Origin of the sequence: Streptomyces sp. NBC_01474, assembly GCF_035918215.1 — a bacterium.
Lineage (GTDB): Bacteria > Actinomycetota > Actinomycetes > Streptomycetales > Streptomycetaceae > Streptomyces > Streptomyces aureus.
Map to the genome: position 1 here is coordinate 1,412,624 of NZ_CP109449.1, position 25,985 is coordinate 1,438,608.

Sequence of the window (25,985 nt, forward strand, 5' to 3'; positions counted from 1 at the left end):
AGGACCGGGCTTGGAGGTAGTTCCCAACTGGCTGCTGGGTTGGCTCCTCCGTCCAGACACCCGCTATGGGGTGGCAGGGACGCGTGACTCACGCCCCGCAGTCCACACAGCAGCGCCACGTGCGGCGATGTTGTGGGAAGCATTCCGGTCGGCGTGGGCAACGACCCCGCACCCCCGGCAGATGAAAAGCCCCTGGTCGACACGGTTGCGCTTGTCGATGTGCCGGCACTGCGAGCACATCTGCGACGTGTACGCGGGATCGACGTAGACCAGGGGCACGCCTGCCCGCTTGGCCTTGTAGACGATGAAGTCTCCGAGCTGGGCGAAGGCCCAGGAGTGGAGTGTGACCCGTTGGGGCTTGCGAAGCCGTACCCGCCGGCGGATGCCCCTGAGTTCTTCCAGGGCTATGCCGTGTGCGGTGCGTTCAGCCTCGGTCACGATCGTCTTCGCGATGATGTGGTTGGTGTTCTTGACGTGCCGCTGTTCACGGCGGGAGCGTTCTTTCAACCGGCGTTTGGCAGACTTGGTGCGCTTCTTCTGCAACTTCCGCCGCAGGGCAAGCTGGCGCTTGCGGTACCGGCCCAGGCCGCGCCCGGCGGCCTGGTAGCCGGTGGACGTAGTGGCGATGTTGACGATGCCGAGGTCCACGCCGATGAAGCCGTCCGGCTCGTACGCCTCAGCCTCGGGCACATCACAGGTGGCGATCAGGTAGAACACGCCATCGCGCTCGATCAGGTCGGACTCGCCCTTGCGGTACTGCTTGAGCACCTTGAGCGCGTCGGCGGCGCACACGAACGAGACGTTCTTGATGCGCCCGGCCATCGTCCAGATGGACACCGTGTGCTGGTCGTACTGCCAGCTCAGACACCGGTCGTCATACGGCTGCGCGGCCTCGGGGCGGAACGCGATCGGCTTGGACTCCGCCTTGACCCGGCGCCTCGACTTCGGCTTGCCGAGATTTCCGGCGCGCAGGTTGGCGTGCAGCGTGGTGTACGCGTCACGCACCTTCTTGATCACATGCTGCGCGGCCTGCGCCCCGAGCCCTTGCGCCTTGAGGTGCGGATACGTGTGCTTACGCAGTTCATACTCACGCGGCACGCCGCGAGCGAACGCCACCTGGGACACCCAGCACGCCAGATCGTTGACCGTGCGCAGCGTGGAGCGCAGCGCGGCGGCCTGTTCGGCCTCCGGCATCAGCTTCACCTGCACCACAATCTTCATACCGGAACCCTATGCGGGGGCACTGACAACAATGCAGACCCGTGCGTACGCGCAGGTCACCCCTACTTCGAGAAGTGATTCCTCCCGGGCCTGAAGGCCCCGGGATCCTCACTAGATCCCGCTGAACAACGGGGTGCGCCGGGGCACTCGCCCCGGCGCACCCGCTCTCGCCGCTCCCACTACTCCCACCACTCCCGCCCGAACAGGAACCCAGCCCCCCTCGCCGGAGGCGCCCGGGAGATCCGTTCCGGGCGGGCGGTCCCACTACTCGACAGGTGCGGCGGCCGGAGGCGCCGCCTCCTGCTCATCGATGTCCGCGGCCTCCGACCCCGTGACCGGCACCTGCCGGAACGCGGCGAGGCAGGCCGCGCTGACCAGTGCCATCGCGGCGAAGGCGATGGCGACGGGGGTCCATGAGTTCCCGGCGGCGCTGAACAGCCAGGTGGCCGCCGCGGGGGCCAGCGTGCCGATGAGCCCTGCCGTCTGGAAGCTCATGGAGAGGCCCGTGTAGCGCACCCGGGGAGCGAACCAGCCGGATATGAGCGTGCCGATGGAGGCGTACGCGACGGTGCTGGCGAGCATCGGCAGGCACATCGCGAGCCAGAGTCCGGGCACGGAACGGGTGTCGGCGAGCCAGAACATCGGGAAGGCCACGACGAGGTGCAGCAGAATGCCGGTCAGCGTCACCCGGCGCAGCCCGAGGCGGTCGGCGACCAGCGCGGCCAGCGGGGTGCACACGATGACGACGACGGAGGCGGCCGTGCCGGCACCCGCTACCTGCGAGTCGGTGAAGCCGAGTTCGGTGACGGCATAGGTCGACATGAAGGTGACGACCACGTAGTAGCCGCCGACGGTGATCAGGAAGGCGCCGGAGGCGAGCAGCCAGGTCTTCCAGGCGTCGCGGACGACGGCGACGAACGGTACGGCCTGCTTCTCCTCGGCGGCCTCGGCCCGGCGCGCCGCCTCGAACTCGGGCGACTCCTCCATGGAGCTGCGGATCACGAGGCCGACCAGCACCAGGACGGCGGACAGCAGGAAGGGCAGGCGCCAGGCCCAGCCGACGAGCGCGTCGTGGCCCGCCAGTGCCGCCAGGGCGAAGACGCCGGTCGACATGAAGTAGCCGACCCCGTCGCCGACTTGGGGGAAGGAGCCGAAGAACGCCCGGCGCCGGGGCGGGGCGTGTTCGACGGCGAACAGTACGGCGCCGCCCCACTCGCCGCCGACCGCGAGTGACTGGACCATGCGGATGAGGACGAGCAGGAGCGGCGCGGCGATGCCGATGGAGGCGTAGCCCGGGAGCAGGCCGATACAGAAGGTGGCGCCGCCCATGAGGGTCATGGACCAGATCAGGGCGCGCTTGCGGCCGTAGCGGTCGCCGATGTGCCCGAACACGACCGCGCCGAGCGGGCGTCCGAGGGATCCCACGAAGAGCGTCGCGAACGACATGAGCGTGCCGAGTGCCCGGTTCATCTCGGGGAAGAACAGCTCGGGGAAGACGAGCGCGGCGGCGGTGGCGTAGATGCCGAAGTCGTACCACTCGACGCTGGTGCCGATCATCGAGGCCCCGGCGACTTTCCACGGCCCGGATCGGCGCCGTGCTCCCCGGTCCGTAGCGCCACCTGCGACTGTGCTCATGTGCGTACTCCTTCACGGCCAACGATTGGGCTCGCAATGGACCCAAAAACGTGGGGGCGACGCTAAGGCGCTCATCAGGGGCTGTCAATAGGGTTCGCGTCAAGTCCAATATCATGGCCATCCGGGACATGACGGGACGCGCGTGACCCGCGAGCTGGGAGAGGGCCCGTGAGCAACAGCGAGAGTCGTGACGAATGGACGACCGGAACGCGCCAGGCGGCGTCGCACGCCGTGGTGGCCGAGGCGCTCCGGCAGCGCATCGCGCTCGGCGGTTTCGGACCGGGCGACCGGCTGCCCACCGAGCGGGAGCTGTCCGTCGCCTTCGGGGTGGGGCGCAACACCGTCAGGCAGGCGGTGCGTGAGCTGGCCGACGAAGGCCTGGTCACGACCACATTGGGCCGCAACGGCGGCACCCGCGTGGCGCCCGCCCGGCCCGCCGGGGACGGTTCACGGGCCGCGATCACCGCGACGATCCGGGCCTCACTGCGCGACTACATGGAGTACCGGCTCGCGATCGAGCCGTACGCGGCGCGCCTCGCCGCCGAGCGCGGGGCGGGCGCGGCCCGCCGCGAACTGGTGGCGATGCTCGCCACCGACGTCGCCGACCTCGGCGAGTACCACCGCTGCGACACCGCGTTCCACCTCGGCATCGCGACCGCCGGCGGCAACGAGGTGCTCGCGGAGGCGGTGACGCGGGCCCGCGCAGAGATGTTCGTGGGCGGCAACGCGCTGTGGCTCGGCTCCGACTGGAGCCGTGTGTATCCGGCGGAGCGGGACTTCGGCTCCGCGTTCCGGGAGGAACACGAGGCCATCGCGCTCGCCGTGCTGTCCGGCGACGGGGACGCGGCCGAGGCGCGGATGCGGGATCACCTGCACGACTCGCACCGCCAATTCCTGGCGTTGCTCGACCAGTTCGCCGCGCAGGACTGACCCCGGGCGCGCCCCCGCGCCCCACACGGGCGGGCCCGGCACCCGTTCTCCGTGCGCCCGTCGATTGACGCGCGCCCTGGCGACGCCTACGCTCCGAAATGGGTCCAGCAGAGACCCAAAAGTATTTCCGCAGCGCGCGACAGGAGAGACGCCCCGTGCACTCTTACGACGAGGACCTCACTCAGCAGGTCATGGACCACCTGCTGCACCGACTCCGGCTCGACCCGCCGCCGCTCGGCCGCCTCGGCGACCACCAGGAACTGACCCTGGCGCTCAAGGACGCGATCGGACCCGCCCCGCAGCCCCCCGCCGACGTGCTGCGCACCTACACCGACTCCCTTGAGCCCACGGTCGTCTCGTGCGACCACCCGGCCTTCCTCGCGTTCATACCCGGCGCCCCCACGAAGGCCGCCGCGCTGTTCGACATGGTGCTCTCGGCGTCCTCGCTGCACGGCGTCTCCTGGCTGGAGGCGTCCGGCGCGGTCGCGGCGGAGAACCAGGTGCTGCGGCTGTTCGCCGACCTGGCCGGGCTGCCCGCAGCCGCCGGCGGCTGCTTCGTGAGCGGCGGCTCCGCCGGCAACCTCTCCGCCCTCGTCGTCGCCCGGGACACCGGCCGCCACCGGCGCGGCCTGGACGAGCGCGCACCGGTCCGCATCGCGGTCAGCGACCAGGTCCACTCCTCGGTCGGCAACACGCTGCGCATCCTCGGCGTCGAGCCCCTCGTCGTGCCCACCTCCGACCACCGCCTCACGGGCGAGGCCCTGCACACCGCGCTGGACGCCGCCGAGCGGGACGGCGGCGCGCCCGTCGTCGCCGTCGTGGCGACCGCGGGCACCACCAACGCCGGCATCATCGACGACCTCGAGGGTGTCGCCGAGCAGACCCGCACCCGTGACCTGTGGCTGCACATCGACGCCGCGTACGGCGGCGCGGCGCTGTTCGTACCGGAGCTGCGCGAGCGGCTGCGCGGCATCGAGCACGCCGACTCACTCGTCGTCGACCCGCACAAGTGGATGTTCGCGCCCTTCGACTGCGGCGCGCTGCTCTACCGCGACCCGAAGCTGGCCCGCGCGGTCCACACCCAGGACGCCTCGTATCTCGACGCCATCCACGGGGCGGACGAGACCGAGTGGAACCCGAGCGACTACGCGTACCACCTCACACGCCGCCCCCGCGGTCTGCCGCTGTGGTTCTCGCTGGCCGTGCACGGCACCGACGCCTACCGCGACGCCGTCGCCCGGGGCGCCGACATCGCCCGTCGCACCGCCCGCCTCGTCGAGCGGACCGAGGGTCTGGAGCTCCTGCGCGAGCCCGAGTTGACGGTGGTCCTCGTGCGTCGCACCGGCTGGCAGCCGGAGGACTACTACGCCTGGTCCAAGAGGCTGCTCGCGTCGGGGACCGCCTTCGTCACCCCGAGCGTCTGGGAGGGCGAGACGGTCGCCCGCCTCGCCTTCCTCCACCCGGACATCACCGAGGAGACCGTCCGCACGATCCTCGACTCGCTCGTCGACGAGGGGTAGTTCGAGCGCGAGGCCGCACGACGGCGGGGCGCGTCACCGTGCCGTACAGGGGTCGGCACGTGGACAGCGACGCGTCACCCTGCCGGCGTCGCCGCCTCGACCGGCTCCTTGCCCATGCGGCTGCGGGCCACGCGGACCGTGGACGCCGGGGTGGGGGCCAGCGTCCGGTGCAGGTTGGTGCGCATGGTCGACGCGGCGTCGAGCACGTAGTTCTGCCGGACCTTCCACGGGCTGCGGTCGCCCTGCCGGGGGAACGCGTCGATGGAGCGCTGCACGTATCCGGAGGCGAGGTCGAGCAGGGGGCGCTCGTTCAGGGCGCCCGTCGGCCTCGGCTCCACCGCCGCGTAGTCGTGGCGGCGCATGTGGTTGAGCACCTTGCACACCAGCCGGGACGTGAGGTCGGCGCGCAGCGTCCAGGAGGCGTTGGTGTAGCCGATGCACACCGCGAAGTTGGGGACGCCGGTCATCATCGCGCCGCGCCACACGAACTGCCGGTTCAGGGGGACGGGTTCACCGTCGACACGGGGCGCGATGCCGCCGAAGGCGAGGAGCTTGAGTCCGGTCGCGGACACGATGATGTCGGCCTCCACGACGCGCCCCGACTTCAGGCGGATGCCTTCGGGGACGAAGCGGTCGATGTGGTCGGTGACGATGTCGGCGTCGCCCGACCTGAGGGCCTTGAACAGGTCCGCGTCGGGCACCGCGCACAGCCGCTGGTCCCACGGGTCGTACGACGGCGTGAGGTGCTCGTCGACCAGCCGGTCGTCCTTGACGATGCGCTTGTTGAGCCCGGTGAGCACGCGCCGTGCCACCTTCGGGCTGCGCCGGCAGAACTGGTAGACGCCGATGGTGAACAGGATGTTCTTGCTGCGCACCACCCGGTGGGCCGCTCCCGCGGGCAGGACGGCGCGGATCCCGTCGGCGAGTCTGTCGCGCGAGGGCAGCGAGCTGATCCAGGTCGGGGAGCGCTGGAGCATGGTGACGTGGGCGGCGCTCCGCGTCATCGCGGGGACCAGCGTGACGGCGGTGGCGCCGCTGCCGATGACGACGACGCGCTTGCCCGCGTGGTCCAGGTCCTCGGGCCAGAACTGCGGGTGCACGACCGTGCCGGAGAAGGAGTCGGCGCCCTCGAACTCGGGGGTGTGCCCCTTGTCGTAGTCGTAGTAGCCCGCGCAGGAGTAGAGGAAGTCGCAGGTGACGGTGGACAGCGTGCGGTGGCCGTCCTCGTCGGTGCGCTCCAGCGTCACGGTCCAGCGGGCCGCCCGAGTGGACCAGTCGGCGGCGAGCACCTTGGTGCCGTAGCGGATCCGGCGGTCGATGCCGAACTCGGCCGCCGTCTCCTTGATGTAGCTCAGGATCGACCCGCCGTCGGCGAGCACCTTGCGGTCGCGCCAGGGCTTGAACGGGTAGCCCAGCGTGAACATGTCGGAGTCCGAGCGCACGCCCGGGTAGCGGAACAGGTCCCAGGTCCCGCCCATGGACTGCCGCGCCTCGACGATCGCGTACGAGCGTTCCGGGCACTCGGTCTGAAGCCGGTACGCGGCGCCGACACCGGACAGGCCGGCGCCCACGATCACCACGTCGATGTGCTCGGCCGGGGCCCCGGAGCCGGCGGTGCTGGAGTCTGCGGTGTGCGTCATGTTTCCCAGTGTCGGGAAGCACACGCCTCAGGAATTGACCTGGGACGACAGATCTTTGACCCTGGACGACATGTCCGTGATCAGATCGGCGGCGCTGCGCGGATTTCGCGCCACGGTGGCGGAGCTCGGCGGTGACGCCGACTCGTACGCCCGGCAGGCCGGTTGCCCACCGGCCGCGCTCGACGTGGACGACCTCCTGGTGCCGGAGGAGGCGATGGCGACAGTGCTCGAACTCGCCGCCGCGGACCTCGGCTGCGCCGACCTCGGGCTGCGCATCGCCGCCCGGCAGGACCTGGGGATGCTCGGCGCCCTGGCCCTCGCCATCCAGAACTCCGACACCCTCGGCGACGCCCTGGAATGCACGACCCGCTACCTCTTCGTCCACGCCCGCTCGGTGAACCTCAGCCTCGAACCCGATCCGTACGGCACTCCGGGAATGGCCGCGCTGCGCTACGGCGTGCGCGAGGGGGTCGTGGCACCACCGCAGGGCATCGACCTCTCCCTCGGCTTCATCCACCGCGCCATCGGATATCTGGTCGGCCCGTACGGACTGGGCTCCGTGGAACTCCCCCACCCCCTGCTCGCCCCGCTGTCCGTGTACGAGGACTTCTTCGGCGTACCCGTCAAGGCCGACCGCCCCGCGGCGCTGCTGCGCGTCCCCCTGAGCCTGGCCAACCGGTCGCTCGGCGGCAGCAACTCACATCTGCGCCACCTCGCGCTCGCCTACCTCGACGAGCAACTGCCGAAGGAGCCGGCGGACGTCGTGGGCAGCGTCCGGGCCGTCGTCGAGCAGTCGCTCGGCACGTCGTCGCCCGGGATCGGGGCCGTCGCCGGCCTGCTCAATGTCCATCCGCGGACCCTCCAGCGGCGGCTGCGCGCCGCGGGCACGACGTTCGCCGAGGTCATCGACGAGGAGCGCCGCACCGCCGCCCACCGCTACCTCACCGGCACCGACCTCCCCCTCGGGCAGGTCGCCCTGCTCCTCGGCCTCTCCGAGCAGTCGGCCCTCAACCGCTGCTGCCGCCGCTGGTGGGGCGCCACACCCCGCGCCATTCGCCTGGGCCGGCAGGGACAACCGACGGACCAGTGAGCGGGCCTTGGACGCGACCGGCCGAAGCGAGCCTTGGGCCGACTGACCCACTGCGCCGCCCACCCCCGCTCCGTCCCGCTTATGGTGCTTTACGAGGACGGTTCGGCCGTGAGGACGTAGGGAGTGCGCATGCGGCGTCTCACATGGGCGCGGGCCGCACTGGCGGTCGTGCTGGGGAGCGTCCTCGTCGCCGGGCCGAAGGCACCCGTCGCCCACGCCGAGAGCCGCCCCGCGGAATGCGGCACGGACGCCTACCCGTGCGCCGGGGTGAACTGGCTGTACGAGTACAACTTCAGCCTCGGGCTGCATCCGTTCACCACCCCGCACGACATCCGGGCCCAGCTCACGGACCACTTCTGGCTGTTCCCCGTGGCCGGCACCGGCTGCCGGGGGGCGGTCCGGCAGGGCGACCGGTGTTCGCTGGTGGGCGACAATCCCGTGTCCGTCGAGCGCGTGGGGAATACCTACTTCCAGATCACCACGCTGCCGGGACACAGCCTCGGGGACGGTCTCCACATCCGGTTCTCCTTCTCGCGGACCCTCGGCATGCATTTCCTGACCGTGCGCGCCTGGTACGACGAGGCGACGACATGCACCAACGGCTGCGGCATGGTGAGCGGGCTGTTCGCCCTGGCGGTGTGGCAGGTCCTTTCGGACACACTCAAGATCTCGGCGTTCGCCGCGTGAGATCGTGGGCCACGCCCGCTCGTTGCTCACTGGAGTCCAAGGAGAAGCGTCGTGACCGGATCGGCACCGACCTCTGATCTCACCGGCTGGCAGAAGGCACCGTTCACGGGCGCCGGGCTGACCTACGACGTGTACGAGAAAGGCAGTGGTCCCGGTGTCGTACTGATCCCGGAGATCCCCGGCATCACGCCCGCCGTGCTCGGCCTGGCCGACCATCTGGTGGCGCAGGGGTTCACGGTCGCGATCCCGTCCCCGTTCGGCGAGCCGGGCCGCGAGGAGTCCGTCGGCTACGCGCTCAAGGTCGTGGCCCGGCTCTGCGTCAGCTCCGAGTTCCGCGCCTTCGCCACGAACGCGCGCCGGCCGATCGCGGACTATCTGCGCGCGCTGGCCCGCGATCTCGCGGCACGCACACCGGGTCCCGGGGTCGGTGTCATCGGCATGTGCTTCACCGGAGGCTTCGCGCTCGCGGCCGCGGTGGACGACGTCGTGCTCGCGCCCGTGCTCAGCCAGCCGTCGGTCCCGTTCCCGGTCAGCGGGGCGCGGCGCGTCGACCCGGGCCTGTCCCGCGCCGAGTTCGACACGGTCGTCAGCCGCTCCAAGGAGTCCGGCCTGTGCGTGCTCGGCCTGCGCTTCAGCGAGGACAGGGCGGTGCCCGAACAGCGGTTCCGCACCCTGCGCGAGCACCTCGGCGACGCGTTCGAGGTCATCGAACTGGACTCGTCCCCGGGCAACGCGGGCGGCTTCGCCAAGACCGCGCACGCGGTGCTCACCGCGGAGGTGCGCGAGGAGCCGGGCAACCCGGCGCTCGCCGCCCGCGAACGCGTCGTGACCTTCCTGCGTGAAAAGCTGACCCCCGAGGGTTCTTAGATCCCGGGGCCTGGCGCGGGGCGCAACCTTCCTGCAACGTAGCGGGGAGTTGACTGTGGCCCCGCGACACCGTCCTACGGAAGGAGCCCGCCGTGAGTGACGAGGCCCCGCGTGTGGAGCTGACCCCTGCGGCCGCCGATCTGCTGCGTCGGCTGCGTACGGCCCATGGGCCGCTGATGTTCCATCAGTCCGGCGGGTGCTGCGACGGCAGCGCTCCCATGTGTTACCCGGAGGGCGAGTTCCGTACGGGCGGCAGCGATGTGCGGCTCGCGTCCCTGACCGTCGAGGGCGTCGCGGAGCCCATCGCGTTCTGGATGTCGAAGAGCCAGTTCGAGGTGTGGAGCCACACGCGGCTGATCGTCGACGTGGTCGAGGGCCGCGGCAGCGGCTTCTCCCTGGAAGCACCCGAAGGTGTACGTTTCCTGATCCGTTCCCGGCTGGTCGACGCCTAGCCATCGACGTGCCCCTCCGCGTCTGGTGAACTCCCTTGTGACAGGGGTGAGTTACGCGGACACCAGGGGGTCACGTGAGACATCGCGACGGACGCTACAGATCGGCCCTGGCGGCCTGCGCCGCATTCGGCGCGCTGGCCGGCACCGTCCTCGCCGGGGCGGCGCCGGCCAGTGGCGCGGAGGGCGGCGGCACGGCGATAGCCCCGGGCGTCACGTACGAGGAGTTCGACATCCCCGCGGCGAAGGGCCTCACGCACGCCCATGTGCTGAGCGTCGACCTGCGCAACGCGCGGGTGCGGATCGATCTGCTGCACCCGGACGCGGTCGGCGCCCGGGCCACCGTCTCCTCACTGGCCGACGCGAGCGGCGCGGTCGGCGGCGTCAACGGCGACTTCTTCAACATCACCGAGTCCCAGCACCCAGGCGTAGAGGCCACCGGCGCCTCCGTCGGTCCGGCCGTCGCGAGCGGCCGGACGCTCAAGTCCGCCGTGCCGAACGGTCAGCGCTTCGGCCCCGCGCTCCCGCCCGGCACCACCACCGAGGACGTGCTCGGCGTGGGCGTCGACCACCGGGTCCGGCTCGACCGCATGGCCCTCGAAGGGTCGGTCGGCGCCGACGGCCGGCGGCTGCCGCTCGGCGGCCTCAACCAGTACGCCCTGCCGGTCGGTTCGGTCGGCGCGTTCACCTCCGGCTGGGGCGCCGTGTCGCGGGTGCGCGCCACCTGCGGCACCGACACGAACCGGGCCGCGCCGTGCAGCACGGACACGTACGAGGTGACGGTGCGCCACGGCCGCGTCGTGTCATCGGCCGACACACCCGGCAGCGGACCCATAGCCTCCGGCACCACCGTCCTCGTCGGGCGCGAAGCGGGCGCGCAGGAGCTGCGGAAGCTGTCCGAGGGCGACCGCGTCCGGATCACGCACCGCCTGGTGGCGGCGACGTCACACGTTCCCTACCAGTTCGCGGTCGGCGGCTACCCCGTACTGCGGGACGGCGCACCACTGCCCGGCCTGGACGCCAAGACGGCCGCGGTCCGCACCGCCGCGGGCGCCACGGCCGACGGCCGCCGCCTGTACCTCCTGGCCCTCGACGGCGCCCCGCAGTACCGCACAGGCCTGACCATCGCGGAAGTCGCCGACGCGATGCGCAACTTGGGCGCGGACGACGCCTTCAGCCTGGACGGCGGCGGCTCGTCGACCTTGGCCACGAGGGACCCGGGCGCCGCGACGACCACCGTGAGGAACCACCCGACGGACACCCCGGAGCGGGCCGTCGCGAACGGGATCGGCGTCTTCTCACGTCCCTGACCGCCGCGCCCTACCCGGCCAGGACCTCGCCCCGGAGCGCCGCCCACCGAAGGGAGTCACGGATGCCGTCGGCGACCGAGTACCGCGGCTGCCACCCGAGCAGTTCCTTCGCCCGGTCGCTGCGCGTATAGGCCCCCACGACGTCACCGGGCCGGCGCGCGGTGTCGACGGAGGCGATCGGCGCGTCCGTCACGCTGTTGAAGGCGTCGAGGAGTTCACGCACGGTGGTGCCCGTGCCGGTGCCGAGGTTGACGGCGGTGGACGTGGTCGCCCCGGCGAGGAGGGTGTCGAAGGTCCGCAGGGCGGCCACATGGGCGGCGGCCAGGTCCCAGACGTGCACGTAGTCCCGGATCCCGGAGCCGTCGCGGGTCGGGTAGTCGGTGCCGGTGACCCGGAACGGCACGCCGTCCCCCTGGGCCAGGATCATCTGGCCCAGGGCATGGCTGGGGCGCGGCAGTTGCAGGCCCGTGCGCATCTTGGGGTCGGCGCCGATCGGGTTGAAGTAGCGCAGGGACAGTACGCGGAGGGGCCGGGTGGCGGCGATGTCGGCGAACATCGCCTCGCACACCGCCTTGGTGCGGGCGTAGGGGCTCAGCGGCTCGACGGCGGACTCCTCGTCCACGGTCAGGTCGTCGTTCGCGCGGTAGATCGAGGCGGAGGAGCTGAAGATCATGCGGGGGCAGTCGTTGCGCAGGAGATGGCCGACGAAGTCGAGGCTCTTCGCCACGTTCGCCTCGTAGTAGCCCACCGGATCCGCGACGGAGTCCGGCACCACGATCAGGGCCGCGCACTGGATGACCGCGTCGATGTCGGGATGCTCGGCGAAGACGCGGTCCACGAGCGTGCCGTCCGCGATGTCACCCTCGTAGAACACGCGCCCTTCGGTGAACTCCCGCCTCCCCGTCACCAGGCTGTCGAGGATGACCGGGGTGATCCCGGTGTCCAGGCAGGCCGAGGCGATCGTGCTTCCGATGAATCCGGCGCCTCCGGCGATCAATACCTTCACAGCGAGCTCCTCCGTCGACCGATGCGTTCGGTTCTGTTGGATTCTGTTGAGAGAAGCCTACTCGGAGCGCGCCGCGCCTTTCATTTACCGTCTCGTACCGCCACCAATCCATTGAAGACTCCCACGTACGCCGTGCCGTCCGGACCGAGTGTGACCGGGGCCCAGTTGTTGTCGTAGGCGATTCCCGTGCCCGCCAGTTGCTTCCAGCGGGGCTCGCCCGTGCGGAAGTCGACCGCCGTGAGGTACCAGGCGTCTATGCCCAGGGAGTTGGGGTCCTTCGTATAGAAGTACAGAAGGCCGTTCGCGGTGGAGAGTTTGGGGACCGTGGAGGGGGAACGGTCCTTGCTCTCCCACAGCGTGTCGCAGCCCGAGCCGTCCTTGCGCACGTCGACGCGGGTGACCCCGCCGACCACGGAACGCCCGAAGGTGAGCGAGGTGATGTTCTCGTAGCCGTAGTTGTTCTCGACGACGAGGCTGCTGCCGTAGCTGATCAGGGAGTTGTCGGTCGTGGAGGCGCCGGAGCCGAAGACGGGGACCTTGCAGACGAGACGCCGGTCGTCGGGGACGTCGCGGCCTCGGCGGTAGACCAGGATGTTCATGCGGTCGTCCGCGTTGTCGGTGATCGCGACGTAGTCCTCGCCCGCGCCGAACAGGTCGGGCGTGGTGCCCGAACCCTGGTTCACCGAGCCGGGCTTGGTGCCCGTGCCGCGGTCGTACGACTGGCGCCACACGGCCTTGGGAGTGCCGTCCGCCGCCGCTTCGAAGCTGTAGAGCGCATGGTCGGAGACGATCGAGACGCCGTCCTTCGCCACGGAGAAGGAGTTCTGGATCTCCTCCCCCGGCAGCTGGACGGACTTGATGGTGCCGTCGGCCGGATCGACCGTGCCGACGCGCCCCTGCCGTGTCACCCACCAGATGCGACCCTGCCAGTCGGGCATCACCGAGGTCACCGGGTCGCACGTGCCGCTCGGGTAGAGGTTCGTCCAGCTCACGCAGTCGTGCGGCACCTGTCCCGTCAGGTCCCAGTCGTCGGTCACGCGGAAGTTCCAACTACCGTCCGCCGCCTGCTCGTGTGCGAGTCTGATGATGTGATGTCGGGAGTCGGCGAGGACGAGCCGGTCCTCGTTGTCGAGGTACGAGTAGGCGCCGCCCGAGGTGTCCTTGAAGATCTTCGAGAAGTCGAGCCGGGTGATGGCCTCGACGGTGGACGGGCGCTGCGGGAGCTTGTACTCGGCGAGGGTCTTGAGGGTGCGCGGGTCGAGCAGTTTCACGAGGAAGCCGGTGAAGGTACCGCAGACGGTGACGATGCGGCCGTCCTTGTCGAAGGTCACCGTGGCGCATTCGCCGCCGAGCGCGGCCATCTTCTCGCTGCTCGCCGTCGGCGTGTTCCCCAGCGGTCCGCTCCAGGGGTACGTGCCGCTGCCGGCCGCGTCCGCGTGCATGCCGCTGCGGCCGTTCGCCGCGAGATACGGGTGCTGCGGCGGCGCCTGCCCCGGCACGGGACGCGCCTCGGCGGGTGCGCCCGCGTACTGCTCGACGAGCCGGTGACCGGGCGCCTTGGGGATGTCGTCGGCCTGCGCGGGGTACGCGACCCCGGCCGCGGCGATCGTCATGGTCAGGGCGAGGGCACGGCTCAAGGCTCTGCTCGTCATGGCGCGAAGCTAGGGCCACACCCTTGAAGTGTCCATGCACATAAGGGTGTTGTTCATGAACACGAAACGATCACTCACCGCGTGGATGGCCGTGGAACGATCACGGATGCAGGCCGCTCACGATCCCCGCCGTCGCCGTCAGGCCGTTCTGCAGCGTGGGCGCCATACTCGTGCCGGCCAGCAGGAATCCCAGCAGCACGCAGACCATCGCGTGCGAGATCTTCATCGCGCCGTTGCGCAGGAAGACCACCGCCAGGATCAGAAGCAGCAGCACGACCGAAATCGACAGGGACATCGCCGAACCTCCTCCGCCACGCCAACACCGCGGCTTTCGGCCGCAAGTGTGGCGTAGCGGAGGCTGCGCCCGGGCGAGTGACGTGTCCGCCGAACGGGTGATGTGGCGGTGGACGCCTACTTCTCGTGGGCGTCGAGGAACGCTTCGAGCCCCGCGAGGTCGTCCGTGTTGAGGTGGTCCGCGCCGGCGGCGAGCAGTTCGCCCCACACCGCGTCGCGCTCCGGTCCCGCCACGTCGGGCGTGGCCCAGAAACGGACGCGGCGGCCCTCCTGGTGGGCGGCCGACACGAGGGAGCGCAGCTTCTCGCGCTCGGCGGCCGGGATGGGTCCCGCGCCCTGCCAGGTGAAGTTGTTCGCCCAGTTGTCACTGATGAGCGGGGCGAAGGAGGCGGGCGCGGCGCCGCCGAGGTCGGTGAGGCGGCCGTCGTAGAACGCGCTGCGCACCCGCTGCTGCTCCATGGGCTCGCGGGCGGCGCGGTCCCCGGAGATCACGGCGGTCACCGCGCCGGTGCGGACCCAGCCGTGCGCGAATGTGGTGAACAGGTGGCGGTAGCCGCGCAGTTGGCGGTCGAGTTCGAGGTAGGTGGCCGCGCCCTCGGTCTTGATGTCGACGAGGAGCTGGAGCGGTGTGCGGTAACCCCGGTACACGGAGCCGTGGTTGGCCCCGACGCGGGCTGCCAGCGGTTCCAGGTAGAGCGCCGCGAGGGTGCGCTTCGGGTCGAGGTCGACCGGGTCATGGGAGACGAGGAGCTGACCTTCGACGAGGTAGATGTCCGCCTCGACGCTGGCGAAGCGGTGGTCGAGGGCGTCGAGGAGAGGCCGGGGGTGCTCGTAGTCGTTGTGCGCGTGGGCGCGCAGCAGGGGTCGGGGGCCGCGTCCCCGCTCGGTCGCCTGCGCGTACCCGGGCACGGCGACGGTCGCGGTGACCGCCGCGGCGAGGGTGGTGAGGGCTCTGCGGCGGGTGAGGTGGGGCATGCGTTCCTCCCGGGGAGTGCCGTACGGGGCCTCAGCGAGTATGAGGTCCCGTAGGTGTCAATGGGCATGCCCGGGGAGGGAGTTGGCCGGACCTGCATGCCGCGTTCACCTGCCTGCTCAGGGTGAACGGCGGGCTGCCGGGCGGGGGCCGGCCCTGTCCTCGCTCATCTGCCGTCTCCGGCGGGGCCCAGCGCGTCCCACTCCACCGTCCGGCCGCACCAGCGCTCCAGCAGGCGCCGGTCGTGACCCACGGCCAGCAGTCCCGCGCGCCCTCGCGCCTGTCGCGGTCGTCGGTCCTGCGGGCCGCGTCGAGTGCCTTGTCGACCTTCGCGTTGTCGTACCAGGCCATGTGTAGCGCAGTCCTTTGAGGCGCCCCTCCAGGGTCTACAGGGACCGTGCGGGCGTCGTACTGCCAGGACAGGCAGCGGTCGTCGAAGGGCTGGGCCGCCTCCGGGCGGAAGACGACCGGCTCCCCGGTGGCCTTGCGCCACCGCGTCGAGCCGGCCCTGCCGAGCGCGGCGGCGAGCGCGGGCTTCAGCTCCATGTGCGCGTCGTGGGTGAGCAGCCCGTCGAAGATCTTGGAGTTGCCGTCCTTGCCTTAGCCCAGGAGCGGGCTGAGCATGTCCGGTTCGTAAACGATGCCCACGACCGCACTCGACCCTGCCCGCCCCTTGCCGCCCCCGCCCGAGCCGCCGGGCGCCGAACAGGCCGCGGCGGTCACCGACAATGCGGCGACCGCCGCTGCGGCGACCGCCGCCACCGCTGTCGCACCTCGTGCCGGCCTGACCACCATGCCCGCCCCTATTGAAGATGAACTCTTATTGCGAATGAGTCGCAATAATGCCCTCTCGTCAAGGGAAGGTAAAACCCGGTGTCAGGCCGGGCGTCAGGCCCGGTGTCAGGGCGCCCGGAGGTCGACCAGCTCGGCCAGCTCCTCCCGGTGCCTGCCCGCGGAACCCAGGGCGATCGAGTCGGCCTTGGCCCGCTTGAGGTAGAGGTGGACGGGGTGCTCCCAGGTCATGCCGATGCCGCCGTGCAACTGGAGCGCCTCCTCCGCCGCATGGACGGCCGCGGGTCCGGCGTACGCCTGGGCGACGGCCACCGCGACATCGGCGTCGTCGCTCCCGGCGGCGAGGGTGTCCGCCGCGCTGCGCGCCGCGGCGCGGACGCCGACGACCTCCAGCCACACCTGGGCGAGCCGGTGCTTGAGCGCCTGGAACGAGCCGACGGGCCGGTTGAACTGGTGGCGCTCACGCGTGTAGCGGACCGTTTCGGTCAAGCACCACTCGGCGAGGCCGAGTTGCTCGGACGCGAGAAGCCCCGCTCCGGCCCGCAGCGCGCGGCGGACGGCCGGAACGGCGTTGTCGGTCAGCACACGCGCGCGTGCACCGGCGAAGATCACTGTGGCCACGGGCCGGGTGGGGTCGAGGGACGTCCGCGCCTCGACAGTGACGCCGTCATCGGTCACGTCGACCGCGTACAGACCACTGCTCGTCGGCACCAGGAGCACATCGGCCGCCGCCGCGTCGGCCACGCCGGTGACCCGCCCCTCCAGCCGGCTACCCTCCTCGCGTACGCCGCTGAAGGCCTGACCGGGCGCGGCCGGCAGGGGCACGGCGAGCACGCCCACCGTGCGGCCCGACGCGAGCGCGCCGAGCAGCGCGGAAGCCTCGTCGCCCGCGCAGTCGAGGAGCGCCTCGGTCGCGACGACAGCGCTGGCGAGATAGGGAACGGCGGCGACGCAGCGCCCCAACTCCTCCAGGACCACGGCCACTTCACGGTGCGTCGCGCCCTGCCCGCCGAGCTCCTCGGGGATCAGCAGGCCCGCGAGCCCCATCCCCTCGGCGAGCGACTTCCACAGCGCACGGTCGTGCGGCTCGTCCGTCTCGACCCGGGCGAGCACCGACGCGGCGTCGCAGTGGGCGGTGAGGAGGCCGCGCACGGCGGACCGCAGCGCCTCTTCCTCCTCCGTGTACAGCAGATCGCTCATCGCGCGAGGTCCTTCCAGGCGACGTCCTTGTCGGTGCGCGGCTCGGACGGCAGCCCGAGGACGCGTTCGGCGACGATGTTGAGCAGGACCTCGCTCGTCCCGCCCTCGATGCTGTTGCCCTTGGCGCGCAGATAGCGGTATCCGGCGTCACGGGCCAGGAAGTCCACGACGGCAGGCCGGCGCATGGTCCAGTCGCCGTACAACAGGCCCTCCTCGCCGAGGAGTTCGATCTCCAGGCCGCTGATCTCCTGGTTGAGCCGGGCGAAGCCGAGCTTCATGCCGGAGCCCTCGGGGCCGGGCTGACCCGCGGCCAGCTGCTGGCGCAGGCGCTCGCCGGTGAGGCGGGCGACCTCGGCCTCGACCCACACCTTCAGGAGCCGCTGGTGCAGATCGTGGGTGCGCAGCTCGGGGCGCTCGCGCCACGTCTTCGCGACCGCGGAGATCATGCCGCCCTCGCGCGGGATGCGGGAGCCGCCGATCGACACACGCTCGTTCATCAGCGTGGTCTGCGCGACCTTCCAGCCGTCGCCGATCTCGCCGAGGCGGTGTGCGTCCGGGATGCGCACGTCGGTGAGGAACACCTCGTTGAACTCGGCCTCGCCGGTGATCTGGCGCAGCGGCCGCACTTCGACACCGGGATCGGTCATGTCACAGATGAAGTACGTGATGCCGCGGTGCTTGGGCACGTCCGGGTCGGTACGGGCGATGAGGATGGCCCAGCGGGCGGTGTGGGCGCCGGACGTCCACACCTTCTGGCCGTTGATCACCCAGTCGCCGGTGGCCTCGTCGCGCACGGCGCGGGTGCCGAGTGCCGCGAGATCGGAGCCAGCGCCGGGCTCGCTGAACAGCTGGCACCACACCTCCTCGCCGATCCACAGCGGGCGCAGGAAGCGCTGCTTCTGCTCGTCGGTGCCGAAGCCGAGCACCGTCGGGGCGGCCATGCCGAGGCCGATGCCGATGCGACGCGGATCGTTGTCCGGGGCGTCCGCCGCGGCGAGTTCGGCGTCCACGACGGCCTGGAGCGAGCGCGGCAGACCGAGCCCGCCGAGGCCCCGCGGGTAGTGCACCCACGAAAGACCGGCGTCGAAGCGGGCCTTCAGGAAGTCGGTACGGTCCGTGGTCGCGGGCGGATACGCGGCCAGCAACTCCTGGGTGCGGCGGCGCAGTTCGGCGGCGTCGGTCATGCGCCCGCCCCCTCGCGCCCGGGCACCACGGCGACGCGGCCGGTGGTGACGCCGTCCGCGACGCGCTGCACGGCCGCTGCCGCGCCGCTCAGCGGCACGCGCTCACTGATCAGCGGCTTGATCGCGCCGCGCGCCGCGAGCTCGGTGAGCTGCTCGTGGCAGTGGGCGACCAGCTTCGGGTCCTTGGTGTTGTACAGGCCCCAGTGCAGGCCGAGGATCGCGTAGTTCTTCACCAGGGCGTGATTGAGGGCGGGGCTGGGGATCGTGCCGCTCGCGAACCCGACGACGACGATCCGGCCCTCGAAGGCGACGACCTTCGTGGACTGCGTGTACGCCTCGCCGCCGACCGGGTCGTAGATGACGTCGGCGCCCCGGCCGCCGGTGGCCTCCTTCACGGCGGCGATGACGTCCTGCGCGCGGCGGTCGATGACGACGTCGCAGCCGAGGTCGCGGGCCGCCTTCGCCTTCCCCTCGCCCCCGACGACGCCGATGACGGTGGCGCCGGCGGCCTTTCCGAGCTGGACTGCGGCGCTGCCGACGCCGCCGGCCGCCGCGTGTACGAGGAGCGTCTCGCCCGCCTGGAGGTGCGCCCTGCGGTGCAGGCCGAACCAGCCGGTCTGGTAGCCGATGTGCAGGGCCGCGGCCTCGGCGTCGTCGAGCGTGTCGGGCGCGGGCAGCAGGGCGGCGGCGTCCGCCACGGCGTACTCGGCGAAGCCGCCGTGCGGCAGCGCGGGGTTGGCCAGGACGCGCCGGCCGTCCTCGGTCTCGCCGCAGATCTCCACGCCGGGCGTGAACGGCATCGGCGGACGCACCTGGTACTGGCCCCGGCACATCAGCGCGTCCGGGAAGTTGATGTTCGCCGCGCGCACCCTGAGCAGGACCTGCCCGTCCCCGGGGACGGGCCGCTCGACGTCGGCGAGCTCCATCACCTCGCTCGGCTCGCCGTTCCGGTGCACTTGCCATGCCTGCATGCGGGGCCTCCACGGGACTGCTTCGTCTTACCGGGCTCGCTCGCATACTAAGCGGTCGCTTGGATATCTGGGAACAGGCCGGGGACCCTTTTTCGCGCACGCCGTCGCGGGCTTGGCCCCGACGATGTCGCAGGCAACGTCGCGGGCATGGAGCTTTCGGCGTCCGCGCGGTATCGATACCGCATGACGGACTCGACCGGCCCCGCCCGCCCGACGGCCCCGCGGGGGCTGCCCGCCCCTCCCCCGGCCGGCACGACGGCGCTCCCCCAGGGAACGTACCGGGGAAGCCTGGTCCTGGTCACCGGTGGCGGGACCGGACTCGGGAAGGCCGTCGCCTCCGAGTTCGCGCGGCTCGGCGCGGACGTGATCATCGTGAGCCGCAGGGCCGCACACCTGGAGCCCGCACTGGAGGAACTGGCGCGCGTGAGCCGTGACGGCGGCACGGTGACGGCCGCCGTCTGCGACATCAGGGACCCTGACCGCATCGCCGAGGTCTTCGACGCGGCGGAGGCTGCCCACGGGCGGGCCCCCGACGTCCTCGTCAACAACGCGGCCGCCAACTTCCCCGTACCCGCGGAGGACATGAGCCCGAACGCCTGGCGCACCGTCGTCGACATCACCCTCAACGGCACCTTCTACATGACCCGCGAGTTCGGCCGCAGACACCTCGCGGCCGGCACGCCGGGCGCGGTGATCGCCGTCGGCGCCTCCTACGCGTGGACGGGCGGCCCGGGCTTCGCCCACAGCGCGGCGGCCAAGGCGGGTGTGAAGAACCTGGTGGAGACGCTGGCCGTGGAGTGGGGCCCGTACGGGATCCAGGTCAACGGACTCGTGCCGGGCCTCATGCCGCACGAGGACATGACGGGGGACATCCGCGCCAACCTCAGCCTGGAGGCGGGTCACGGTGAGCATGACGCCCAGCAGCCCGCCCTGCGCGTCGGCGCGCCCCGCGAGCTGGGCTGGGCCGCCACCTTCCTCGCCTCCCCCTACGCCCGCTTCATCAGCGGCCACACACTCGTCGTGGACGGGGCGAACTGGCAGCGGCGCGGACTGGTGAGCCCGCCCGTGGTGACCGTGCGGGAACAGATGGGGAAGGGGCCGTTCCGGGAGGGACCGTGAAGGGCTGCCCTCAAGCCAGCTCTACATCCCGTCCTAGCCCTACTTCCCGTCCAAGCCCTACTTCCCGTCCAAGCCCTACTTCCCGTCCAAGCCCTACTTCCCGTCGAACCGCGGCTCGCGCCGCTCCGCCTTCGCCGTGTACCCCTCCCTGATGTCCTCCGACGTGAGCGTGAGCGCCGCGCTCATCGCCACTCGGTCGAGCGCGGCCCCCAGGCCCGCGTCCGCGAAGGCGTCGATGTCCCGCTTGACGGACTGCACGGCGAGCGGCGCGTTGGCCGCGATCTCCGCGGCGACCGAGTGAGCGGCTCCCTCCAACTCGCCTGGTCCCGTGACCTGTTGGACTAGATTCAGCCGGTGCGCCGTCCCCGCGTCGATACGGCGGCCCGTCAGCGCGAGGAACTTGGCCCAGCCCGCGCCCGCCTCGCGCGCGATCCGCAGATCGCCGCCCGCGTCGACGGCGACCCCGAGCCGTGTCTCCGGCAGCGCGAACACCGCGTCGTCGGCCGCGATCCGCACATCGGCCATCAGCGCCAGCTCGAACCCGACACCGAGGCAGTAGCCCTGGACGGCCGCGACGACGGGCTGCGACAGGCCGGCGAACGCGCGGAACCGCTCATGGACCCAGCGGATGCCTTCGTAGTAGTTGCGCGTGCGCTCGGCCCCGGAGCGCCCGGTGATCCAGCCGCCGGGCGCCTTGATGTCGATGCCCGCGCAGAAGGCCCGCCCCTCGGCCCGCAGCAGCACCACCCGGATCGTGTCGTCGAAGCGGATCCGGTCGGCGAGCAGGCCGAGTTGACGGCTCGACTCCCAGCTCCAGGCGTTCAGCTTCTCCGGCCGGCACAGGGTGAGGACGCCGATGCCGCCCTCCTCGACGTGCAGCCGGAGCCGCCGCCCACCGTCACCCCCACCCCCGCCTTCGCCCTCGCCTTCGTCGGGAAGTTCGTTGCTCGTCGTGTCGATCATCCCGCCTCCACTCTCACCTACCTGACGTGTCATCAGGAGGCGCAGAGTAGGTGACGGGGCCTACCGACTGAAGAGTTCGAACGGAACGGCCGGTGTGCCGCCGAAGCGCTCCGCCATGGCCTCGACATTGCCGGTGAGGAACGAGCGGCAGTAAGCCTCGGGGTCCTCGTCCGTCAACACCTCGATGTACGTGCGGTGTTCGAGCAGGGAGTGCACGGCCCGTTCGATACCGGGCGTCGCGTCGACCGCGTGCGTGGGCGACGACGAGCCCGCGACGGCGACCCAGCGCACGCCGTTCCACGGCTCAAGGCCCTGCTCGGTCAGTTCGGGGAAGATCCAGCGGTTGCCGGCGTCCGCCGCCGCGTCGAGGGTGGCGCGGCCGACGGCGACATGGTCGGGGGTGTTCCAGGCGACGCCGCCCCACGTGTCACGGTGGTTGAGCGTGATGACCAGTTCGGGCCGGTGCCTGCGGATCGCGGCGGCGATGTCGCGGCGCAGCGCGGTCCCGTACTCGACGACGCCGTCCTTGTGGTCGAGGAACTCGACGGTGTCCACGCCTACGACGGCGGCGCTCGCACGCTGCTCCTGCTCGCGCAGGGGCGCGCACTTGGCGGGTTCGAGGGTGTCGATGCCCGCCTCTCCGCGGGTGGCGAGGACGTACGCGACCTCGCGTCCGCCGTCGGTCCAGCCGGCGATCGCCGCGGAGCAGCCGTATTCGAGGTCGTCCGGGTGTGCCACGACGGCGAGGGCACGCTGCCAGTCCTCGGGCATGGGCAGGAACTGGTCGGGGGCGGCGGTCTGGATCTTCGGCTCGGTCATGGCCGCACCCTAATGCGGCGGCGTCCGCGATGTGGGGGTGTTCGCCGGGCGGGGAAAGCCGTCTCGCCTCCCCCGCCCGTGCCCTCTCAGACGTCTCCGCGCACCATCGCGAGCAGCCGGTCGAGGACGCGCGGCGCTCCGGCCCGCAGACCGTCGTGCTCGAACTCGTCGGTGACCCATGTGCGCAGGCCCTTGACGGCGCGGGCCGTGCGCAGGGCGTGGGCCGTGTCGACGTACATGTCGTCGTGGTAGACGGCGGCGACGGCCGGCACCTCGTTGGCGGCCAGGCGCGCGGGGTCGTAGAGCGGGGCCCAGTCGGTGCGGGCGGCGAGGAGTTCCGCGGTCTCGCGCAGGGGGCGCAGGGCCGGGTCGCAGTCGAACATCCATGGGTGTACGGACTCGCCCGTGAAGAGCAGGGGCCCGTCACCGGCGAGGGTCTTGGCGGCGTCGAACTGGGGGAATTCGCCGCGTACGCGCTCGGCCGACCAGTTCGTGGGCCGGGCGTCCTGTCCGTAGATGGCCTCGTGCACGAGCGCGTACAGCGGGTGTCCGGCGTAGGAGAGCGTGGCCTGTACGTCCTCCTGGAATGCGTCGGACAGTTCGACGCCGGCGGGCGTGCGGACGAAGGCGTCCTCGAGGAGGTAGTGCAGGCGGTCGCTGCCGCCGGTCCCGCCGAGCAGGATGCCCAGGGACTGGAACGCCTCGACGGTCAGCCGGTAGCCGCCGTTCAGTACGGGCTCGTGTTCGGCGAGGTACTCGGCGATGCGGCGGGCGCGTTCGACGTCCTGCGGGTAGCGCGCGTAGTGGGCGGCGACCTTGCGTTCGATGCGCGGATACGCGGCGCGGTAGACGTCGTCCGCGTGGCCGTCGAGCGTGGGCAGGCCGCCGGTGATGACAGCGGCGGTGAGGCCCTCGGGGGCCGTCGACAGGTAGTGGGTTGCGCAGAACCCGCCGAAGCTCTGGCCGAGAACGGTCCAGGGGGCGCCGCCGGTCACCTCGTCGCGGATGGCCTCGCAGTCGCGGACGATCGAGTCGGCGCGGAAGTGCGCGAGGTAGTCGGCCTGTTCGCGCGGGCCGCCGCGCAGCGGGAGCGTCTGCCGGTTGGCCGGGGTGGAGCTGCCTGTGCCGCGCTGGTCGAGGAGGAGCACCCGGTGGTCCTGGAGCGCCCGGTCGAGCCAGGCCTGCTTGCCGGAGAACCGGTTGGCGCCGAATCCGGGGCCGCCCTGGAGGTAGAGGAGCCACGGCAGGTTCGCGTGTTCCTTGCCGATGGCCACCGCCTCGCGGGCGAACAGCTCGATGCTCTCGCCCTCGGGGTGGTCGTGGTCGAGCGGCACGGAGAAGCGGCGGTCGGTGAGGACGACACCGGGCTGGCGGTATGTGGCGGTCGTCAAGGAAGCTCCTGAGCGGCGTACGGAATGCGGTGTGTAGTGTCCGCTCAGTTCAGCACATGTCAGCGCGAGCCCAGACTCGACCCCCGTACGACCAGCTCGGGCTGGAGGACGACCCTGCGGTGGCGGTGGGGTTCGCCGCTCGCGGGTTCCGTCTCCTCCAGGAGGAGTTCGGCGGCCATGGCTCCCATGGTGACGGCGGGCTGGCGCACGGAGGTCAGGGGCACGGTGGCGGCCGACGCGAACTCGATGTCGTCGTAGCCGACGATCGCGATGTCCTCGGGGACCCGTACACCGGCCGCGTACATCGCCTGGAGGACGCCGAGGGCGAGCAGGTCGTTGGCGCAGAACACGGCGGTGGGGCGATCGGCGAGGCCGAGCAGGCGGGCCCCGGCGTCGCGTCCCGCCGCGACGTCGAGCCGCTCCGTGGGCAGTTCGCGCAGCGCTCCGGCCGGGAGGCCCGCCTCGGCCAGGGCCTGGAGGGCGCCGGTGCGGCGGTCCTTGACCTGGTTGAGCGCGGGCGGGCCGCTGACGTAGGCGATGCTGCGGTGTCCGGCGTCGACGAGGTGGCGCACGGCGAGCGCGCCGCCGGTGACGTCGTCCACGGACACCGAGCACTCCGAGGTGCCCTCGGCGACGCGGTCGACGAGCACGAACGGGATGCCGTGCCGGCGGAAGCTCTCGATGTTGCGGCCGCTCGCCTCGGCCGGGGTGAGGAGCACGCCCCGCACGCGCTGCTCGGCGAACAGGGAGAGGTACTCGGCCTCCTCGGAGGGGTCCTGCGCGCTGTTGCACACCATGACGCCGAGCCCGGCCTCGCGCGCGGCACGCTCGGCGCCGCGCGCGACGTCCACGAAGAACGGGTTGCCCATGTCGAGGACGAGCAGCCCCATGATGCGGCTGCGGCCGGCGCGCAGCTGGCGCGCCGACTCGCTGCGTACGTAGCCGAGCCGGTCGATGGCGGCCAGCACCCTGGCCCTGGTGTCGGAGGCGACGGAGTCCGGGCGGTTGATGACGTTCGAGACCGTGCCGACGGAGACTCCGGCGACGCGGGCGACGTCCTTGATACCCACCGACTGAGCCATCGGGCGGGGACCTCCATGGGGCGATGAGCGACGGGAATGATTCAGATTACCCGTGAGTGCGCTGGTGGCTGTGGGGACGGGGGGCTCGGAGGACGGCGGCCTCAGAAGTGGTAGTCGTCGATGTTCTTCCGGTCGAAGACGGTGGGCTTGCCGAGGTCGATCACACCGTCCTTGCCGAGGGTGAAGCTACCCATGGCGCCGGCCTTGAAGGTCTCGCCCTCCTTGCCGGTGATCTGCCCGGAGGACAGTGCGACAGCGGTGCGGGCGGCGAGCTCGCCGAGCTTGGCCGGGTCCCACAGCTCGAAGCCCTCGACGGTGCCGTTCTTGACGTACTTGCGCATGTCGTTGGGGGTACCGAGGCCGGTCAGGGCGACCTTGCCCTTGTACTTGGAGCCGGACAGGTACTGGGCGGCGGCCTTGATGCCGACGGTGGTCGGGGAGATGATCCCGGCGAGCTTGGGGTGTTCCTGGAGGAGGCCCTGGGTCTGCTGGAAGGACTGCTGGGCGTCGTCGTTGCCGTACGCGACCTTCACCAGCTTCATGTCCTTGTACTTGGGCTTCTTCAGCTCGTCCTTCATGAAGTCGATCCAGGTGTTCTGGTTCGTCGCGGTCTGCGCGGCGGACAAAATCGCGATCTCGCCCTTGTAGCCGGTCTGTTCGCCCAGGAGCTGGACCTGGGTGCGGCCGAGCGCCTCGGCACTGGCCTGCGAGACGAAGGCGTTGCGGCACTCGGGCTTGGTGTCCGAGTCGTACGTGACGACCTTGATGCCGTTCTTCATGGCCTGCTTGAGGGCGGTGCACAGCGCGCCGGGGTCCTGCGCGGACACAGCCATCGCGTCGACCTGCTGCTGGGTGAGCGTGTTGACGTAACTGACCTGCCCGCTGGTGTCGGTGGCGCTGTTGGGGCCGGTCTCCTTGTACGTCGAGCCGAGCTCGGTGACGGCCTTCTCGCCGCCCTTGTCGGCGGTGGTGAAGTACGGGTTGTTGACCTGCTTGGGCAGGAAGGCGACCTTCAAGCCCTTCTTGGTCGCGGCTCCCGGGTCGGCCTTGGCGTGGGAGGACGTGCCTGCTTCGTCGTCCTTCGCCGAGTCCTTGGTGGTGCCGCCGCACGCGGTGGCGGCGAGCGCGAGGGAGGTGACGGCGGCGAGCGCCAGGCAGGCTCGGCGGAGTGCGGGTGCGGACATCGTGGG

General features: G+C 71.2%; 23 protein-coding genes and 2 pseudogenes. 8 read left to right on the top strand and 17 right to left on the bottom strand.

Annotation, left to right across the window (positions count from 1 at the left end; translation table 11 throughout):
- Positions 1-63: 63 nt before the first annotated feature.
- Together OG758_RS06760 and OG758_RS06765 are read right to left on the bottom strand one after the other, a co-directional pair.
- Complete coding sequence (locus OG758_RS06760; protein ID WP_326709114.1) at positions 64-1,221, bottom strand: RNA-guided endonuclease InsQ/TnpB family protein; 1,158 nt, start codon at positions 1,219-1,221, stop codon at positions 64-66.
- A 264-nt stretch (positions 1,222-1,485) separates the two neighbouring features.
- Positions 1,486-2,856 (bottom strand): MFS transporter, encoded by a 1,371-nt coding sequence (locus OG758_RS06765; RefSeq protein WP_326709115.1) that lies wholly within the window; start codon positions 2,854-2,856, stop codon positions 1,486-1,488.
- Positions 2,857-3,024: 168 nt separating this feature from the next.
- Here OG758_RS06765 and OG758_RS06770 point away from each other — a divergent pair, with 168 nt between their 5' ends.
- Entirely contained in the window at positions 3,025-3,786 is a 762-nt protein-coding gene (locus tag OG758_RS06770) for a FadR/GntR family transcriptional regulator (RefSeq protein ID WP_326709116.1), read from the top strand.
- 155 nt (positions 3,787-3,941) lie between these two features.
- Positions 3,942-5,306: a pyridoxal phosphate-dependent decarboxylase family protein gene (locus OG758_RS06775; protein ID WP_326709117.1), complete on the top strand. Its 1,365-nt coding sequence runs from the start codon at positions 3,942-3,944 to the stop codon at positions 5,304-5,306.
- Between the two features lie 74 nt (positions 5,307-5,380).
- Here the strand turns inward: OG758_RS06775 and OG758_RS06780 are convergent, their stop codons facing one another.
- Positions 5,381-6,946: a flavin-containing monooxygenase gene (locus OG758_RS06780; protein WP_326709118.1), complete on the bottom strand. Its 1,566-nt coding sequence runs from the start codon at positions 6,944-6,946 to the stop codon at positions 5,381-5,383.
- A 70-nt stretch (positions 6,947-7,016) separates the two neighbouring features.
- Between OG758_RS06780 and OG758_RS06785 the strand changes: the two genes are divergently transcribed.
- From OG758_RS06785 to OG758_RS06805, 5 genes are all read left to right on the top strand, one after another.
- Positions 7,017-8,036 carry an AraC family transcriptional regulator gene (locus OG758_RS06785; RefSeq protein ID WP_326709119.1) on the top strand — a complete coding sequence of 340 codons (1,020 nt, stop codon included), beginning with the start codon at positions 7,017-7,019 and terminating at the stop codon, positions 8,034-8,036.
- Positions 8,037-8,165: 129 nt separating this feature from the next.
- The gene (locus OG758_RS06790) at positions 8,166-8,723 is read left to right on the top strand and encodes a hypothetical protein (protein WP_326709120.1); all 558 of its coding nucleotides are present in this window, start codon (positions 8,166-8,168) and stop codon (positions 8,721-8,723) included.
- 51 nt (positions 8,724-8,774) lie between these two features.
- Positions 8,775-9,590 carry a dienelactone hydrolase family protein gene (locus OG758_RS06795; RefSeq protein WP_326709121.1) on the top strand — a complete coding sequence of 272 codons (816 nt, stop codon included), beginning with the start codon at positions 8,775-8,777 and terminating at the stop codon, positions 9,588-9,590.
- Between the two features lie 92 nt (positions 9,591-9,682).
- A complete protein-coding gene (locus tag OG758_RS06800; RefSeq protein ID WP_326709122.1) occupies positions 9,683-10,042 on the top strand; it encodes a DUF779 domain-containing protein in 360 nt (119 codons plus the stop codon).
- Positions 10,043-10,116: 74 nt separating this feature from the next.
- A complete protein-coding gene (locus OG758_RS06805; RefSeq protein ID WP_326709123.1) occupies positions 10,117-11,349 on the top strand; it encodes a phosphodiester glycosidase family protein in 1,233 nt (410 codons plus the stop codon).
- Between the two features lie 10 nt (positions 11,350-11,359).
- On the opposite strand, the gene galE is transcribed toward OG758_RS06805, so the two are convergent.
- The 9 genes and pseudogenes from galE to OG758_RS06850 form a co-directional block, all read right to left on the bottom strand.
- The gene (gene galE / locus OG758_RS06810; RefSeq protein WP_326709124.1) at positions 11,360-12,355 is read right to left on the bottom strand and encodes a UDP-glucose 4-epimerase GalE; all 996 of its coding nucleotides are present in this window, start codon (positions 12,353-12,355) and stop codon (positions 11,360-11,362) included.
- Positions 12,356-12,435: 80 nt separating this feature from the next.
- Positions 12,436-14,007: a hypothetical protein gene (locus OG758_RS06815; protein ID WP_326709125.1), complete on the bottom strand. Its 1,572-nt coding sequence runs from the start codon at positions 14,005-14,007 to the stop codon at positions 12,436-12,438.
- A 100-nt stretch (positions 14,008-14,107) separates the two neighbouring features.
- Positions 14,108-14,302: a hypothetical protein gene (locus OG758_RS06820; protein ID WP_266556035.1), complete on the bottom strand. Its 195-nt coding sequence runs from the start codon at positions 14,300-14,302 to the stop codon at positions 14,108-14,110.
- Positions 14,303-14,418: 116 nt separating this feature from the next.
- The gene (locus OG758_RS06825; RefSeq protein WP_326709126.1) at positions 14,419-15,276 is read right to left on the bottom strand and encodes a phosphatidylinositol-specific phospholipase C/glycerophosphodiester phosphodiesterase family protein; all 858 of its coding nucleotides are present in this window, start codon (positions 15,274-15,276) and stop codon (positions 14,419-14,421) included.
- Between the two features lie 164 nt (positions 15,277-15,440).
- Positions 15,441-15,560: pseudogene (locus tag OG758_RS06830) on the bottom strand (ABC transporter ATP-binding protein); the annotation flags it as partial.
- Positions 15,561-15,787: 227 nt separating this feature from the next.
- Positions 15,788-16,069 (bottom strand): annotated as a pseudogene (locus OG758_RS06835) (ABC transporter substrate-binding protein); the annotation flags it as partial.
- A gap of 105 nt (positions 16,070-16,174) precedes the next feature.
- On the bottom strand, positions 16,175-17,266 hold the full coding sequence (locus OG758_RS06840) for an acyl-CoA dehydrogenase family protein (protein WP_326709127.1): 1,092 nt from the start codon (positions 17,264-17,266) through the stop codon (positions 16,175-16,177).
- The gene (locus OG758_RS06845) at positions 17,263-18,450 is read right to left on the bottom strand and encodes an acyl-CoA dehydrogenase family protein (protein ID WP_326709128.1); all 1,188 of its coding nucleotides are present in this window, start codon (positions 18,448-18,450) and stop codon (positions 17,263-17,265) included. Before OG758_RS06845 ends, OG758_RS06840 begins: the two co-directional genes overlap by 4 nt.
- Positions 18,447-19,421, bottom strand: a complete 975-nt coding sequence (locus OG758_RS06850) for an NADPH:quinone oxidoreductase family protein (protein ID WP_326709129.1) — start codon at positions 19,419-19,421, stop codon at positions 18,447-18,449. Before OG758_RS06850 ends, OG758_RS06845 begins: the two co-directional genes overlap by 4 nt.
- A gap of 183 nt (positions 19,422-19,604) precedes the next feature.
- Here OG758_RS06850 and OG758_RS06855 point away from each other — a divergent pair, with 183 nt between their 5' ends.
- On the top strand, positions 19,605-20,540 hold the full coding sequence (locus OG758_RS06855) for an SDR family oxidoreductase (RefSeq protein WP_326709130.1): 936 nt from the start codon (positions 19,605-19,607) through the stop codon (positions 20,538-20,540).
- 93 nt (positions 20,541-20,633) lie between these two features.
- On the opposite strand, the gene OG758_RS06860 is transcribed toward OG758_RS06855, so the two are convergent.
- From OG758_RS06860 to rhaS, 5 genes are all read right to left on the bottom strand, one after another.
- The gene (locus OG758_RS06860; protein WP_326709131.1) at positions 20,634-21,503 is read right to left on the bottom strand and encodes an enoyl-CoA hydratase/isomerase family protein; all 870 of its coding nucleotides are present in this window, start codon (positions 21,501-21,503) and stop codon (positions 20,634-20,636) included.
- A 60-nt stretch (positions 21,504-21,563) separates the two neighbouring features.
- Positions 21,564-22,322 (bottom strand): PIG-L deacetylase family protein, encoded by a 759-nt coding sequence (locus OG758_RS06865; protein ID WP_326709132.1) that lies wholly within the window; start codon positions 22,320-22,322, stop codon positions 21,564-21,566.
- 86 nt (positions 22,323-22,408) lie between these two features.
- Positions 22,409-23,713 carry an alpha/beta fold hydrolase gene (locus OG758_RS06870; protein WP_326709133.1) on the bottom strand — a complete coding sequence of 435 codons (1,305 nt, stop codon included), beginning with the start codon at positions 23,711-23,713 and terminating at the stop codon, positions 22,409-22,411.
- Between the two features lie 59 nt (positions 23,714-23,772).
- Entirely contained in the window at positions 23,773-24,795 is a 1,023-nt protein-coding gene (locus OG758_RS06875) for a LacI family DNA-binding transcriptional regulator (protein ID WP_326709134.1), read from the bottom strand.
- Positions 24,796-24,896: 101 nt separating this feature from the next.
- Complete coding sequence (gene rhaS / locus OG758_RS06880; RefSeq protein WP_326709135.1) at positions 24,897-25,979, bottom strand: rhamnose ABC transporter substrate-binding protein; 1,083 nt, start codon at positions 25,977-25,979, stop codon at positions 24,897-24,899.
- Positions 25,980-25,985: the final 6 nt, after the last annotated feature.